Below are 14325 nucleotides of genomic sequence, written 5' to 3' on the forward strand. Positions count from 1 at the left end.
AGAATTACCGATGACCGCACTCTGGATCGCGCATGTGACCGTCACCGACCCCGAGGCCTATGGTAAATACGCCAAGCTGGCCGGCCCGGCAATCGCCGCGCATGGCGGGGCATTTCTCGCCCGTGGTGGGCGCTATGTGCAGCTCGAAGGCACGGATCGCTCGCGCAATGTCGTCGCCCGCTTTCCCTCGGTCGAGGCGGCCGAGGCCTGCTATCACAGCGCCGAATATCAGGCGGCGCTGTCCCATGCCATTGGTGCAGCGGAACGCGAGCTTGTGATCGTCGAGGAAAGCGCACCCTGACAGTTTGTCGCAGATTTCGTCTTGCCGCAGCGCAACATGACGGTATCATGACGCCAAAACCAAGAGGCGGATGATGCAGGGCAGGGCGGCAAGACGCGCTATCGCGCGTGGCACCATGGGGGCGCGGTAGATGTGCCGTTGGGCTGCCTATACAGGCGCACCGATCTTCGTGGAAGAGATCGTCAGCCGCCCCGGCCATTCGCTGATCCATCAAAGCCATTGCGCCACCGAATGCCTGTCGGCGATCAATGCCGATGGCTTCGGGCTGGCGTGGTATGGTGAGCGCGAGGAGCCGGGGCTCTACCGCGACGTCATGCCCGCCTGGTCGGACCCCAATCTGCGCAGCCTGGTCGCACAGGTGAAATCACGGCTGTTCCTCGCCCATGTCCGCGCCTCGACCGGCACCGCGACCAGCCGCAACAACTGCCATCCTTTCGCCGTCGGCCGCTGGTCCTTCATGCATAACGGCCAGGTCGGCGGCTACGACGCCTTCCGCCGCGATGCGGAAATGCTGATACCCGATCACCTATACCCGCAGCGCAAGGGCGCGACGGATAGCGAGGCGCTGTTCCTGACCGCGCTTGGCGAGGGGCTGGCAACCGATCCGCGCGGCGCGCTGGAACGCTCGGTGGCGAAGTTCGAGGCCTTGAGCCGGCAGAAGGGTGATGCGCCGCATATCCGTCTGACAGCGGCGCTGTCGGATGGGGCGCGGCTCTATGCCGTGCGCTATGCGACGGACGATCAGGCGCCCTCGCTCTACCACCGCTGGTCAGACAGCCGCGGCGGGCGGGCCGTAGTGTCCGAACCGCTGGAAAGCGGCGAATGCTGGGAACAGGTGCCGCAGGGCAGCTTCTGCACATTTGAGGGCGATGCAGTGGCAACCGTTCCGTTCTGCCCCGTCCCGCTCGCCGCAGCTGCCTGAAGGAGCTATCCTGCCGCCGGGGCCACTGGCGCAGGGCCCGCGGCCTCAGCGATTGCTTGGACCTCGCGCGCGATCAGGCGCAGTTGCTCGGCAACCGCCGCTTCCAGCGCAAATTCGGCGGTAGGCAGCACGCCCGGATCCTCCTCATGGCCCTGAAAAACCTCGCGGGCCGCAAGATCATCGGCAATCGCAGCCCCCGCGCCCGTCTGGGCGATCAGGCGCAACAGCAATTTGCGCTGCGCGATCAGCATCGCCTCCAGCCGGACCAGCTGCGTCGTGGTGGTCTCTGGCTCAGGGAACTGGCTGACTGGGGACATCAGGTGGCCTTTTGCGAAGTCCGGGGGCGGGGTCGCGCTTCAAGGCGAACCCCTGGTCAATGGTGTCAATCCGCGATGGCGGCCGGCGGCGTGCCAAGCGTGTCCGCGGTGCCGGTGCCGGTGGTCTGATCGATCACCACGCCGGGCTGCGCGCCGCTAACATTGCCGTCTGCGCCGATGGTGCCGGTGCTGTCAGCCGCGCCGCCGCCGGTGGCCGGTCCGATATCGCCGGTTGCCGCGGCGGGCGCATCCGTCTCCGGGGCCTCCACCGCTTCTTCCGTCATCCACCACAAGATCATGGCCACACCGAAGACAACCACCAGCGCGCTGCCGACCAGGGGCGCCCAATGGCGACGCTTCTGCTTTTCGATATTGGTCTGGGGTGCGGACATGGCCGGTCTCCTTCCGTTGAGGCCTTGGCCCCCCGCGGCTCGACAGGGGGCTGGGGCGTGTTTTTGGGGGGGCGCCGTCGCCCCTTCTGAGGGAAAAACCACTTCGGCCGCAATCTGTTCCCTGTGTGGGCCGGAATGTCCGTCCTCATCGGCCAAGCCCTTGCGGAACCTTGTATGCGGCACGGTCAGCCGGGAACGGAAGCGCTGTGCCGGCGGTTGTGTCGGCAAGGCCCGTCTTGGGCGCGCCAGCTGGCGCCCGGCATCTGGCCAACCCCTCAGGCGGAGGTGTCAAAGGGTGCCTTGCCAGCTCATCCAACAAGGAAACTGCGATGCAAACTCCCACCCGACCTGCAGCGCCGCGCGATGGCATCAATTCTCGCGCCGCGACCAGCACCGTGCCCGCCAAGGCCGGAACCCCACCGACGCCCGAGCAGATCCGCATTGCGGCAGAGCCCGGAGCGGGGGGCCGGCCAGAGATCGCCGGCACGGGCGCCCCGCGTCCGGCCACCGGCGGGCGTGGCCTGCGGGCAAGCGGCCGCGCACTTGGCATCTTGATCGCGATCCTTCTGGTCCTGTCGGTCCTCGCGCTGCTTTGACGCAGCCACTCACCGGGCAGCAAAAAGCCGGCCACCCGCAATGGGGGCCGGCTTGTTCTTGTCCTGATCGCCGGCGCGTCAGTAGCGGCCCGGCGGATCGCTGGCGGGGAAGGATTCGTCATTCTCTTCATCCACCTCGTCCCAGTCTTGCGGCGGGTCCTTCATCGCGCTTGGCCCTGCGGCGCGCACCGGCTGAAAGCCGTTGATGGCCGCGGGCGAGTTTGCCGCGCGTTGATGCCCGGCCTTGCCGGATGTCGGGGCAGAGACGGATTTGGCGCGCTTGCCAGAGCTCACCGGCTCAGCTTCGGCATTTTGCGGTCGTGCAAGCAGGCCGACCGGGCTGCGCGGATCGCGGCGACCGGCAGACCAGAACAGCCAGCCGATCCCGGCCAGTGCCAGCAGGGGCAAAGAGCGGTGCAAGGAGTGTCGCATCGGATCACCTTTCAGGATGGAAACCTTTGCAGACAGAACCCGCGCCAACGCCGGACGTTCCTTGCAATGCGTGGTTCTGCGCCGAAATCGGCGGCGGTCAGCCTGCGACGCACCAGCGGCGGGGGCGGTGAGGCGAAAGGGTGCTCAGGGTGCGAGGAAGCGCACACCCGGCATCGCCGCGATCTCGGCAACGTCGTGGTCATAGGCCTCGGTGATCTCTTCGACCAGATCCTCGGTCCAGCCGGGCAGCGCCACCTCTACCTCCAGCTCTTCTGGCTTGGCAAACTTCGATAGGAAGGCCGACACGATCTTGCGGCGCTGGTCGACATTTGCCGGCGGGTGGCTGGCCAGATAGCTGTCCAGCCGCTTCAGCCCGTCCTCGGTCATGATGGTCGCCAGCACATCGGTATCGGCCGCCAGCGCAAAATCGGGGCCGACGCCAGCGACGCTCCGCAGCACCTCGGGCCAGATCAGCGGGGTATCCTCGTTGCACCACAGCGTCAGGGTCCGGCCCGGCGCCGCGGCCAGGATCCGCTGCACCACCGGCGCCCAACGGATCTGCATCGGCTCGGCCGAGCCCATGAACTCCTCGTAGCTCAGGCCCTTGACGCGCCCCAGCAGCGCCGGGATCAGCGTGGCGGGATTGCGCAGCGCCATGTGGAACTCGCATTCGTCATCGGGAAACAGGTTCGACATGGCGGCAACCTTGCGGGCCGCCATCGGGTAGAACGCGCCTTCCGTGATCGCTTTTTGCGGGATGCAGATGAACAGCTCGTTGCTGAACACCAGACGCTCCACATGATCGGCATCCACCACGGCGTCCAGCAGCACCTCCTGCACTTCGCGGCTGGCGGGGGCGCCCTTCAGCTTGATCATGGTTTCGCGCAGCACCGGGCGATAGCGGCCGGGGCCGGGCACAATCACGCCCTGCGCGGCCAGCGGCCCCTTGGCGCGCAAAAGCCCGCGCACCAGACGCTCTTCATCGGTGGAATGTGCCCCGAGGTGATAGACGACCTGCATTGCCTGTTCCGCCCGTTGTCTTCTGTTATCTTCTGCTGTGCCCGTGCGTTCTTGTGCCCGCTATATACGGCGATTTCTGGACAGGGAAACGGCATTCCTGTATCGCCTGCGCCATGACAAGCGCCGAGCATCAGACCCAGCCGATCCGGCGGCAAGAGGCCCGCGCGGCCGGCGCCGGGCTTTGGTCTGCTGGCGCGGCGCTGATTGCGGCGCTGGTGGCGCTGCCGATCCTGTCGGTGATCTGGCTGGCCTTCAACCCGACCGAGAATATCTGGCCGCATCTGGTGGCCACTACCCTGCCGCGCTACCTGACCAATACCGCGGTTCTCGCGCTTGGCACTGGCGCGTTGGCGGCGGCGGTGGGGGCAGGGGCGGCTTGGCTGATCGCGATGTATCGTTTCCCTCTGTCGGGCGCACTGGAGTGGCTCTTGCTGCTTCCTCTCGCGATTCCGGCCTATGTGGGCGCCTATGCGCTGGTGGATTTCCTGGAGTATTCCGGCCCGGTGCAGATCGCGCTGCGCGAGAGTTTCGGTTGGGCCTCGTCCCGCGATTACTGGTTCCCGGCGGTCAAGACCCGGGGCGGGGCGGTGGTGGTGCTGGCGGCGGCGCTCTACCCCTATGTCTATCTGCTGGCGCGGGCGGCCTTCCGCGAACAGCCCGCCGGCGCCTATGAGGTCGCACGCGCCCTTGGCGCCGGGCCGCTGGGGCTGTTCTGGCGCGTCGGTTTGCCGCTGGCGCGCCCCGCCATCGCTGCGGGCGCCGCCATCGTGATGATGGAGACGGTCGCGGATTACGGCGTGGTCAGCTATTTCTCGGTGCAGACGCTGACCACAGGTGTGTTCACGACATGGCTGGAGATGGGCAATGCCGGCGGCGCCGCGCAGATCGCCTGCCTGATCCTCAGCCTCGTCTTCGCACTTGTCGCGCTGGAAAAGCTGTCGCGGCGGCGGCTGCGCTACTACCAGTCAGCGCGCCAGCCGCGGCCGGTGGCGCGGGTGTCGCTGACGGGGATGCAGGCCTGGCTGGCGATGGCACTGTGCCTTGTTCCCTTCGTGCTGGGGTTCGTGCTGCCGGTGGCGGTGATGGGCTTCCATGCCGCGGCGAACCCCGAGGCCTGGGTCTCGCCCGGCCTTGCCCGCGCGCTGATGCATACGCTGACCACCGGCGGCATCGCGGCGGTGCTGACCGTCGCAGCGGCGCTGTTCATGGTCTATGGCGTGCGGCTGACCGGGCGCGCAACGCCGCGGCTGCTGATGCCCTTCACGGCGCTTGGCTATGCTGCGCCGGGGGCTGTGCTGGCGGTGGGGCTGCTGATTCCCCTCGCCGCGCTCGATCACCGGCTGGCAGATGGCTGGCTGGCGCTGACCGGCACCGATCCGGGGCTGATGCTGACCGGCACCGCCAGCGCCATCGTGCTGGCCTATGTGGTGCGGTTCTTTGCCATCGCGCAGGGGGCGGCGGATGCGGCCTTCGGGCGCGTGTCTCCCTCATTGCCGATGGCGGCGCGCTCGCTGGGTAAGAATGCGGGCGGTGCGCTGGCCGCGGTCTATTTGCCGCTGATGAAGGGCACCATCGGCTCGGCCCTGCTGCTGGTTTTTGTCGATTGCGTCAAGGAACTGCCGGCGACGATGCTGCTGCGCCCCTTCAACTATGAGACGCTGGCAACGCGCACGCATGAGAAGGCCAGCCTCGAGAATCTCGGCGACGCCTCACCGGCCGCCCTGCTGGTGATCGCGGTCGGCCTCGTGGCGGTGGCCTTGCTGGCGCGGGCGAACATCGCACCGGCACGGACAAGGTAAGCGCGACACTCTTGCAAGGCCGCGCGCCGCGGGCTATCTGCGACACCGTGCCCCTATAGCTCAGCTGGTAGAGCGTCTGATTTGTAATCAGAGGGTCGGGAGTTCGAGTCTCTCTGGGGGCACCACATCCACTTTGCCGATAGACACTCCGCCACTGCGCCGCACCGCGGCACCTGACCTTTTGGACAGGATGCGCGCGGGCGCCGTCTGCGCTAAAGTACCTCCAGTCGCAGACATTCGGGTGCGCGGCGGTGTTGGTTGCGGTTGGGGAGACGGCGCTATGGCAGACTGGAACAAGGCGGTGCGGCTTGCTCGCGATCAGGGTGGCGCCGATATCCTGTCTATCCGCGGCCCCGCACAGGCCGAGGTTCTGATGCGCGCCGACCGTTGGCCCGGTGTCGAGGGCCAGAAGATTTCCGAAGCCCGTCGGATCAACCTGTTTGCGATTACCGGCCTTGTCGAGGGCGAAGTCGCCCGCAGTGCTTTTGTTGCCGCCGCGCGGGAAGGTGGCCTGAGGGTGGTGGGGAACTGAGCCTTTGGCGCAGTTTCCGCAGGCAGATTATGGCTGAAAACCCCTCTAGCTGAAATATCACTTGCACCCGGCGGAACTTTTCGCGAGTAAGTTCGTTCGTCTAGCTTACCGACCCGGTGCACCCATGCATGATGACAGGCGCCTTTACAGACCAGACCACCCGCTGACCGCGGCCCGTGGCGCTGCGGGCCTGTCGGTCGAGCAACTGGCGCGGATTGCCGACTTTGAACCGACGGTCGTGCGGGCCATCGAAACCCGCTGCCACCGTCCGACGCTGGGGGAGCTCAATGCTCTTGCTCAGGTGCTGCGGGTCAAGATCGTCGATCTGCGCGAATAGCGCCGCGCCCCCCCGATTCTGGTATAGACTTACATATCCGGCAGATATTGACTCTGCCGCCCGAGCCATCACATTCATGTCTCGGAATATATGTCTGGAAGGATCACCCCATGCGAGCCCTGATGCTGACCGCGCTGCTGGCTTTTGCCGCCGCGCTGCCCGCCCGCGCCGACACGCTGGTGCTGGCGCCGCAAGTGGTGACCGACTGGAAGGCGGTCTCGGGCCGGATCGAAGCGCGGGACACCATTCCGGCGCGGGCGCGGCTGGGGGGTACACTCATCGAAGTGACGGTGACCGAGGGCGATACGGTGCAGGCCGGCCAGCCGATTGCCGAGATCGAGGATCAGAAACTGGGCTTCCAGATCGGCGCCATCGACGCGCAGCTGCAGGCCCTGCGCGCGCAGCAGGAGAATGCGCAGGCGGAGCTGACCCGGGGCGAGGAACTGCTGGCCCGCGGTGTCAGCACCGCGCAGCGGCTGGATGCGCTGCGCACCCAGCTTGACGTGCTGACAGGCCAGATCGCGGCGCAGCAGGCCGAGCGCCAGATGGTGGAGCAGCAGGGGGCCGAGGGCACGGTTCTGGCGCCGGTATCAGGCCGGGTTCTGGCGGTGCCGCAAACCCGCGGCGCGGTGGTGATGGCGGGCGAGGAAGTGGCGACCATTGGCGGCGGCGGGTTCTTCCTGCGCCTTGCCGTTCCGGAGCGCCATGCCGCGCTGCTGGCCGAGGGCGCGGCGATTGGCATTGAGACGGCGACGGGCCCGGCGGAGGGCAATCTGGTCAAGGTCTATCCGCAAATCGAGAATGGCCGTGTGATCGCCGATGTCGATGTGCCGGGGCTGGACGCGGCCTTTGTCGAGGCGCGGGTGCTGGTCCGCCTGCCGATGGGCAACCGTGAGGCGCTGCTGGTGCCAGAGGGCGCCGTCTCCACCCGTTCAGGGCTCGACTTCGTCCGCGTGGCGGTGGGTGAGGATATCGTCGAACGCACCGTGGTTCTGGGAGGCGCCCACCAACTGGATGGCGCCGACATGGTCGAGGTTCTGACCGGCCTTGCCGCCGGCGACGCGGTGGTGACCGGCGATGAGTGAAGCCCCGTTCCGCGGACCGCTTGGGCTTGCCGGCGGCCTGACCCGCGCCTTCATCCGCTCCTCGCTGACGCCGCTGTTCATCGTGGCGGCGCTGGCGGTGGGGCTGGTCGCGCTGATCAGCCTGCCGCGCGAGGAGGAGCCGCAAATCTCCGTCCCGATGGTCGACATCCACCTCAGCGCGCCGGGCCTGCGCGCCGAAGATGCGGTGAAGCTGGTGACCGAACCGCTGGAGACCATCGTCAAGGGCATCTCCGGCGTCGAGCATGTCTATTCGCAGACCGATGACGATGGCGCGCTGGTGATGGTGCGCTTTGTGGTCGGCACCGATTCCGACACCGCGATCCTGCGGGTTCATGAGAAGATCCGCGCCAATATCGACCGGCTGCCGCAGGGCATCCCCGAGCCGCTGGTGGTGGGGCGCGGCATCGACGATGTGGCGATCGTGGCGCTGACGCTAACGGCTGCACCGGGCATCGGCGCAAACGACCTGACCCGCGTTGCCCGCGAGCTGCGGGCCGACCTGATGAAGGTCGAGGATGTGGGCCTGACCTATCTCGTCGGCGAGGCGCCCGAGGCGATCCGCATCGCGCCCGATCCCGAGCGGCTGGCGATGTATGGCGTGACGCTGCAACAGCTTTCGGACAAGGTGCAGCAGGCCAACCGCGCCTTCTCCACCGGCCGGCTGCGTGACAGTGGCGAGCAGATCGACCTTGTCGCTGGCGCCACGTTGACCGCGCCAGCCGAGATTGCAGCGCTGCTGCTGACTGCGCGTGATGGCCGCCCGGTCTATGTGGGCGATGTCGCGGATGTGGAGTTTGTGGCCGATACCTCGGATCATATCGTCGCCAATGTCACCCGCGCCGAGGATGGCGCCCTGTCCCGCAGCCCGGCGGTGACGCTGGCGATTGCCAAGCGCGCCGGGGCCAATGCCGTGGTGGTGGCCGAGGCAATCCTGCACAAGGTCGAGATGGCGAAGGGGCATCTGATCCCCGAGGGGATCGAGGTCCACGTCACCCGCGACTATGGCGAGACGGCGAACGAGAAATCCAACGAGCTGCTGTTCCACCTTGGTCTGGCCACCGTGTCGATCATCGCGCTGGTGCTGCTGGCCATCGGCTGGCGCGAGGGGATCGTGGTCGCCATCGTCATCCCGGTGACGATCCTGCTGACGCTGTTTTCCGCCTGGATCATGGGCTACACGCTGAACCGGGTCAGCCTGTTCGCGCTGATCTTCTCCATCGGCATCCTCGTTGACGATGCCATCGTGGTGATCGAGAATATCGCGCGTCACTGGGGCATGAAGGGGCCGGGGGACCGGATCCACAAGGCCATCGAGGCGGTGGCCGAGGTCGGCAATCCCACCATCGTTGCCACGTTGACCGTGGTCGCGGCGCTGCTGCCGATGCTCTTCGTGTCGGGGATGATGGGGCCCTACATGAGCCCGATCCCCGCCAATGCCAGCGCGGCGATGATCTTTTCCTTCTTCGTGGCGGTGATCGTAACGCCCTGGCTGATGGTCAAGATCGCTGGCCGCGCGCCGTTGCACCACGATGACGGTGGCGCCCCCGGCGGCCGGCTCGGCCGGATCTATGCCGCCGTGGCGCGCCCGATCCTGGCCACCAAGGCGCGCTCGCTGACCTTCTTGCTGGTCACGGTCGTGCTGTCCTTCGGCTCGCTGGCGCTGCTTTACACCCGCGATGTGACGGTCAAGCTGCTGCCCTTCGACAACAAGTCGGAACTGGCGGTCGTGATCGACCTGCCCGAGGGCGCGAGCGTCGAGGCGACCGATGCCGTGGCGCAGGACGTAGCCCGCGCGGCGCTGGACCTGCCAGAGGTGCTGTCGGTGCAGACCCATGCCGGGACCTCGGCCCCCTTCAACTTCAACGGCCTCGTGCGCCACTACTACCTGCGCGAGAAGCCGCACCTGGGCGAGGTGCAGATCACCCTCTCTGCCCGGGGCGAGAGGGAGCGCAGCAGCCATGCCATCGCCTTGGACCTGCGCAACCGGCTGGACGCGCTGGCGCTGCCGCCCGGCACGGTGCTGAAGACGGTGGAGCCGCCGCCCGGCCCGCCGGTGATGTCGACCCTGCTGGCCGAGGTCTATGGCCCCGATGCCGAAACCCGCCGCGCCGCTGCCGCGAAGATCAGGGCGGCCTTCGAGGCGGTGCCCTTCATCGTCGATGTCGATGACAGTTTCGGGGAACAGCCGCGCCGGCTGCGCGCGACCATCGGCCAGGACGAGCTGGAGTTCTTCGAGGTGCAGGAGGCCGATGTCTTCGACACGCTGCAAATCCTGAACGGCAGCACGACGGTCGGGTACTCGCACAGGGGCGAGGGGCGCCAGCCGATCCCGATCATCGTGGAGCGGGCCAAGGGCGCGCGGGTGCTGGACGAGGCGGCGCTGTCCACCCCGATCCCGGCGAACCTGCTGCCGGGCGCGCGGGGCGTGGTGGAGCTTGGCGACGTGGTGCAGATCACCGAGGAACGCGCCAGCTTCCCGGTCTTCCGCCACAATGGCCGCGAGGCCGAGATGGTGCAGGCAGAGCTTGCGGGGGATTTCGAGGCGCCGCTCTATGGCATGATCGCCGTGGGCGAGTTGCTGGACGGCATCGACTGGGGCGAGGGAGAGCGCCCCGTGGTGCGCCTCAACGGCCAGCCCGAGGATGAGCAGGTGGTGACGCTGCTGTGGGATGGTGAATGGGAGGTGACATGGGTCACCTTCCGCGACATGGGCGCGGCCTTTGGCGTGGCGCTGCTGGGGATCTACATCCTGGTCGTGGCGCAGTTCGGCAGCTTCCGACTGCCGCTGGTGATCCTGACGCCGATCCCGCTGACCTTCATGGGCATCATGGGCGGGCACTGGCTGTTCAGCGCGCCGTTCTCGGCCCCCTCGATGATCGGCTTCATCGCGCTGGCCGGCATCATCGTGAGGAACTCGATCCTGCTGGTGGATTTCATCCGCCATGCCGACCCGACCGGCAAGAGCAAGGTCGATATCCTGATCGAGGCGGGGGCGATCCGCTTCAAGCCGATCCTGCTGACCGCGGTGGCGGCGATGATCGGGGCGGTGGTGATCCTGGCTGACCCGATCTTCCAGGGGCTGGCGCTGTCGCTGCTGTTCGGGCTGCTGAGCTCAACGCTGCTGACGGTGCTGGTGATCCCGGCGATCTACCGGGTGTTCCGCACCTGAGGCACCTTTGGCCTCCGATGCCGCCTCAGGCGGCGTCGGGGGCGCAGAACATCTCGTAGAGCATCCCGACCAGCCGCGCGGCCTTGGGGTCGCTCAGCGAGTAATAGATCGCCTTGCCCTCACGCCGGGCCGCGACCAGCCCTTCCATGCGCAGCCGTGCCAGTTGCTGGCTGACCGCCGCCTGCCGCGAGGAGAGCAGGGTTTCCAGCTCTGTCACCGATTTCTCGCCGGCGGACAGGTGGCACAGGATCATCAGCCGCCCTTCATGCGCCAGCGCCTTGAGCAGGTTGGAGGCATCCTGCGCACGCGCCATCATATCCTCGGCATCGAGCGGAGGGCAGGCGGCATTGGCGTCTTGGTCGGTGCGTTCGTCGATCAGCATGAAAAACCCCGGGTTTTTACGTATCTAGCATTTCAGCGGCGGATTGCTACTGCCTGACGGGCATGCAAAGCCCTGCCGGGCCGAAATCGCCTAACCGTGATGCAGGAAATCGCCATAGCGCCCGCCCCAGAACAGCAGGGGATCGCCGGTGGTGGTTGTCGCGCGCAGCACCTCTCCCACCAGAATCGCATGATCGCCGCCCTCATGCACCGCATGGGCGCGGCAATCGAAACGGGCGAGGCAGCCGGGCAGCAGCGGCTGGCCCTCGGGCGTGGCCTCGAGCGGAATGCTGTCGAAATCGGCGCCGGAGCGGGCGAAGCGGCGGCAGAGCTCCAGCTGATCCGAGCCCAGCACATGGATTGCGTAGTGGCTCGCGCCGGCGAAGGCCGCGAAGCGCGAGGAGGTGCGGGCCGGGCACCACAGCACCAACGGCGGGTCCAGCGACAGCGAGGTGAAGCTGTTGGCGGTGATGCCAACCGGGCCTTGCGGGCCTTCGGTGGTGACGATGGTCACGCCGGTGGCGTAGCGCCCAAGCGCCTCGCGCAGGGCCAGCGCGGCGGGGGAGGGGGCGCTCATGCGCGGCTGTCCTTGCCAAGGCGCGCTGCCGGGGTGTGCTGGGATCGTGTCATGCCTGCCGCCTTTGTTCCTGTGCCGTCTGTCGCCGGATGCCCCTCTCCCGTCAACCCCGCCCGGGCTTGGTCGGCGGCACGGGGATCCAGGCATTGGCAGGGTTGCGCAACTCCTCCACCAGAACGTCGATGAAGGCCCGCAGCCGCGCCGTCGCCGATTGAGGTGAAGGATATACGAACGAGATCTCTTTCCGGTTTCCTTCCCACTCTGGCAAAAGCCGGATCAGCCGTCCGGATTGCAGATCGGGCCCGACCAGCAGATAGGGCAGCAGCGAAAGGCCTGCGCCCGCCATCACCGCCTCGCGGATCGCCAGCGCCGATCCGAGGCTCAGCGCCGGCACCGGCACCACCTGCCGCGACGCACCGTCCGAGGCGCGCACGAAATCCCAGCTGCCCCAATAGGCCGGGGTCACACCGACGACGGGGAAGCGGGCGATATCCTCGGGCTCTTGCAGGTCCGCCAGCCCCTGCAGGCCGGGCGGGGCGACCAGCACCGCCGCCGCCTCGCCAAGCCGCCGGGCCCCGTGGCTGCTGTCTTCCAGCGGGCCGACGCGCAGGACGCCATCGAAGCCCTCTTCCAGCATGTCGGGCGGCCGGTCGAGGAAGACGCATTCCAGCGTGATATCCGGGTGCCGGGCGCGGAGCGCAGCGCCGACCCGGCCCATGATCAGCTGCCCGAACATCTGCGGCACCGCGATGCGCAGGTGCCCCCGCGGGGCCGAGCCGGAATCGCTCAGCGCGCGGCGGATGTCTTCGGCCTCGCTCAGCAGCCGGTCGGCGCGGGCCACCAGCACCTCGCCCTCGGCGGTCAGCCGCAGCTGGCGGGTGGTGCGCTCGATCAGGCGCACGCCAAGCCGGTCTTCCAGATCGCGCACCCGTTTGGAGACGGTGGATTTCGGCACCCGCAAGGCCCGCGCGGCGTTGGAGAAGGAGCCTTCGCGCGCGACCGACCGGAAGGCGCGGACGGCTGAGAGGTCGAGGTCATTGTCCATATATCTGCACAAGCCTTCCAATGATGCGGGTCTTGTGCAGTATCATGCCCTGACCTTAAATTGGGTGCAAGGAACCTCTCTGGCGGCGGCTGGCTTTGCTATGCCTCGCTGGCCCCAACAGGACTGCCCCCAATGACCACATCCACCATGCCAGTGCCGCAGGCACCGGGACGGCTCGTCACCGTCGCCGTGCTGCTTGTCGCCTCGATGACGATCATGGCCAATGCCACGATTTCGCCGTCTCTGCCGGGACTCAAGGCGCATTTCGCCGATGCCGACGGGATCGAGACGCTGTCGGCGCTGATCCTGACCTTGCCGTCGCTGTCGGTGATCCTGACGGCGGGGCTGTTCGGCTATCTGGCGGACCGGATGGACAGGCGGTTGCTGCTGGCCTTTGCCACCGCGGTCTATGCCATTGGCGGCGGGTCGGGGCTGGTGGCCGAGACGCTGCCGCAGTTGCTGATGGGCCGCCTGCTGCTGGGGATCGGCGTCGCGGGCAGCATGACGCTGGCGATGGCCTATGCCGCTGACCTGTGGCAGGGCGAGGCGCGGGCGCGGTTCATGGGGCTGCAGGGCGCCTCGATGTCGGGAGGCGGCGTGGTGGTGATGCTGCTGGGGGGCGCGCTTGCGGCGCTGCACTGGCGGGGGGCCTTCGGGGTGTATCTGCTGGCGCTGCCGATTGCGGCGCTGGCGCTGACCGCGCTTTGGCCATACGCCCGCCGGGTGCAGCCGGCGGCGCCCATCGCCGGGGATCGCGCGCCGGTTGGCTTTCCCTGGTCGACCTTCGCCTTTGTCGGCGGGCTGTCCTTCCTGTTCATGGCGACCTTCTACGTGATGCCGACGCGGGTACCGTTCCGTCTGGCCGAGATCGGGGTGACCAACTCGCTGATCGTCGGGCTGGTGATGGCGGGGGTGATGGTCACCTCGGTGCCGGGCGCGCTGATGTATGGCAAGATCCGCCGGTATCTTTCGGAAATGGCGATCTTTGCAGCCAGCTTCGGGTTGATGGCGGTTGGGCTCTTCACCGTGTCGCAGTCAGGCAGCCTCTGGGGCGTAGCCCTTGGCGGGATGATCGCGGGGGCCGGGATGGGCCCGGCGATGCCAAATTACAGCACCTATCTGATGGCCAAGGTGCCGCCCGCGGCGCGGGGCCGGGCGGCGGGGCTGCTCACCACCAGCTTCTTCGCCGGGCAGTTCGCCTCGCCGCTGGTCTCGGCACCGCTGGTGGCAAACTTCGGGATCAGCGGCGCGTTTCTGGCGCTGTCGGTGGCGCTGCTGGTCATCGGGATCGCGCTTGGTTTGCGTGCCTGGCATGAGGGTTCGGGTCGCCGCAGGGCCTGGGCCGACGTGTGACGCCGGGGCAGGGGGTTCGTCATCAAACATTCGCAAATCTGTAGCA

General features: G+C 67.5%; 16 protein-coding genes and 1 tRNA gene. 10 read left to right on the forward strand and 7 right to left on the reverse strand.

Annotated features, from left to right (window positions below):
• Positions 1 to 10: 10 nt before the first annotated feature.
• Positions 11 to 301: a DUF1330 domain-containing protein gene (locus Q8S30_RS05035; RefSeq protein ID WP_305664943.1), complete on the forward strand. Its 291-nt coding sequence runs from the start codon at positions 11 to 13 to the stop codon at positions 299 to 301.
• Between the two features lie 130 nt (positions 302 to 431).
• Positions 432 to 1223 carry a class II glutamine amidotransferase gene (locus Q8S30_RS05040; RefSeq protein ID WP_305664944.1) on the forward strand — a complete coding sequence of 264 codons (792 nt, stop codon included), beginning with the start codon at positions 432 to 434 and terminating at the stop codon, positions 1221 to 1223.
• 5 nt (positions 1224 to 1228) lie between these two features.
• On the opposite strand, the gene Q8S30_RS05045 is transcribed toward Q8S30_RS05040, so the two are convergent.
• Together Q8S30_RS05045 and Q8S30_RS05050 are read right to left on the reverse strand one after the other, a co-directional pair.
• A complete protein-coding gene (locus tag Q8S30_RS05045; protein ID WP_305664945.1) occupies positions 1229 to 1540 on the reverse strand; it encodes a hypothetical protein in 312 nt (103 codons plus the stop codon).
• Between the two features lie 65 nt (positions 1541 to 1605).
• Positions 1606 to 1932 carry a hypothetical protein gene (locus tag Q8S30_RS05050; RefSeq protein WP_305664946.1) on the reverse strand — a complete coding sequence of 109 codons (327 nt, stop codon included), beginning with the start codon at positions 1930 to 1932 and terminating at the stop codon, positions 1606 to 1608.
• 329 nt (positions 1933 to 2261) lie between these two features.
• Here Q8S30_RS05050 and Q8S30_RS05055 point away from each other — a divergent pair, with 329 nt between their 5' ends.
• The gene (locus Q8S30_RS05055) at positions 2262 to 2528 is read left to right on the forward strand and encodes a hypothetical protein (RefSeq protein ID WP_305664947.1); all 267 of its coding nucleotides are present in this window, start codon (positions 2262 to 2264) and stop codon (positions 2526 to 2528) included.
• A 78-nt stretch (positions 2529 to 2606) separates the two neighbouring features.
• Here the strand turns inward: Q8S30_RS05055 and Q8S30_RS05060 are convergent, their stop codons facing one another.
• Positions 2607 to 2960 carry a hypothetical protein gene (locus Q8S30_RS05060; protein ID WP_305664948.1) on the reverse strand — a complete coding sequence of 118 codons (354 nt, stop codon included), beginning with the start codon at positions 2958 to 2960 and terminating at the stop codon, positions 2607 to 2609.
• 144 nt (positions 2961 to 3104) lie between these two features.
• On the reverse strand, positions 3105 to 3980 hold the full coding sequence (locus Q8S30_RS05065) for a hypothetical protein (protein ID WP_305664949.1): 876 nt from the start codon (positions 3978 to 3980) through the stop codon (positions 3105 to 3107).
• Between the two features lie 113 nt (positions 3981 to 4093).
• Here Q8S30_RS05065 and Q8S30_RS05070 point away from each other — a divergent pair, with 113 nt between their 5' ends.
• The 6 genes from Q8S30_RS05070 (at position 4094) to Q8S30_RS05095 (ending at position 10923) form a co-directional block, all read left to right on the forward strand.
• A complete protein-coding gene (locus Q8S30_RS05070) occupies positions 4094 to 5779 on the forward strand; it encodes an iron ABC transporter permease (protein ID WP_305664950.1) in 1686 nt (561 codons plus the stop codon).
• Between the two features lie 49 nt (positions 5780 to 5828).
• A tRNA-Thr gene (locus tag Q8S30_RS05075) sits at positions 5829 to 5904 on the forward strand.
• 155 nt (positions 5905 to 6059) lie between these two features.
• Positions 6060 to 6311, forward strand: coding sequence for a DUF982 domain-containing protein (locus tag Q8S30_RS05080; protein ID WP_305664951.1), 252 nt, complete (start codon positions 6060 to 6062; stop codon positions 6309 to 6311).
• Between the two features lie 124 nt (positions 6312 to 6435).
• A complete protein-coding gene (locus Q8S30_RS05085; RefSeq protein ID WP_305664952.1) occupies positions 6436 to 6648 on the forward strand; it encodes a helix-turn-helix transcriptional regulator in 213 nt (70 codons plus the stop codon).
• A 110-nt stretch (positions 6649 to 6758) separates the two neighbouring features.
• Positions 6759 to 7733, forward strand: a complete 975-nt coding sequence (locus Q8S30_RS05090; RefSeq protein ID WP_305664953.1) for an efflux RND transporter periplasmic adaptor subunit — start codon at positions 6759 to 6761, stop codon at positions 7731 to 7733.
• Entirely contained in the window at positions 7726 to 10923 is a 3198-nt protein-coding gene (locus Q8S30_RS05095; RefSeq protein ID WP_305664954.1) for an efflux RND transporter permease subunit, read from the forward strand. The genes Q8S30_RS05090 and Q8S30_RS05095 overlap by 8 nt, the downstream gene beginning before the upstream one ends.
• A gap of 25 nt (positions 10924 to 10948) precedes the next feature.
• On the opposite strand, the gene Q8S30_RS05100 is transcribed toward Q8S30_RS05095, so the two are convergent.
• The 3 genes from Q8S30_RS05100 to Q8S30_RS05110 form a co-directional block, all read right to left on the reverse strand.
• The gene (locus Q8S30_RS05100; RefSeq protein ID WP_371135444.1) at positions 10949 to 11305 is read right to left on the reverse strand and encodes an ArsR/SmtB family transcription factor; all 357 of its coding nucleotides are present in this window, start codon (positions 11303 to 11305) and stop codon (positions 10949 to 10951) included.
• Between the two features lie 90 nt (positions 11306 to 11395).
• On the reverse strand, positions 11396 to 11881 hold the full coding sequence (locus tag Q8S30_RS05105; protein ID WP_305664955.1) for a flavin reductase family protein: 486 nt from the start codon (positions 11879 to 11881) through the stop codon (positions 11396 to 11398).
• Positions 11882 to 11984: 103 nt separating this feature from the next.
• Positions 11985 to 12926, reverse strand: a complete 942-nt coding sequence (locus Q8S30_RS05110; protein WP_305664956.1) for a LysR family transcriptional regulator — start codon at positions 12924 to 12926, stop codon at positions 11985 to 11987.
• A 132-nt stretch (positions 12927 to 13058) separates the two neighbouring features.
• On the opposite strand from Q8S30_RS05110, the gene Q8S30_RS05115 reads away from it, so the two are divergent.
• A complete protein-coding gene (locus tag Q8S30_RS05115; protein WP_305664957.1) occupies positions 13059 to 14279 on the forward strand; it encodes an MFS transporter in 1221 nt (406 codons plus the stop codon).
• Positions 14280 to 14325 lie beyond the last annotated feature (46 nt).

Origin of the sequence: Frigidibacter sp., assembly GCF_030695035.1 — a bacterium.
In the GTDB taxonomy this organism is placed as follows: Bacteria; Pseudomonadota; Alphaproteobacteria; order Rhodobacterales; family Rhodobacteraceae; genus Frigidibacter.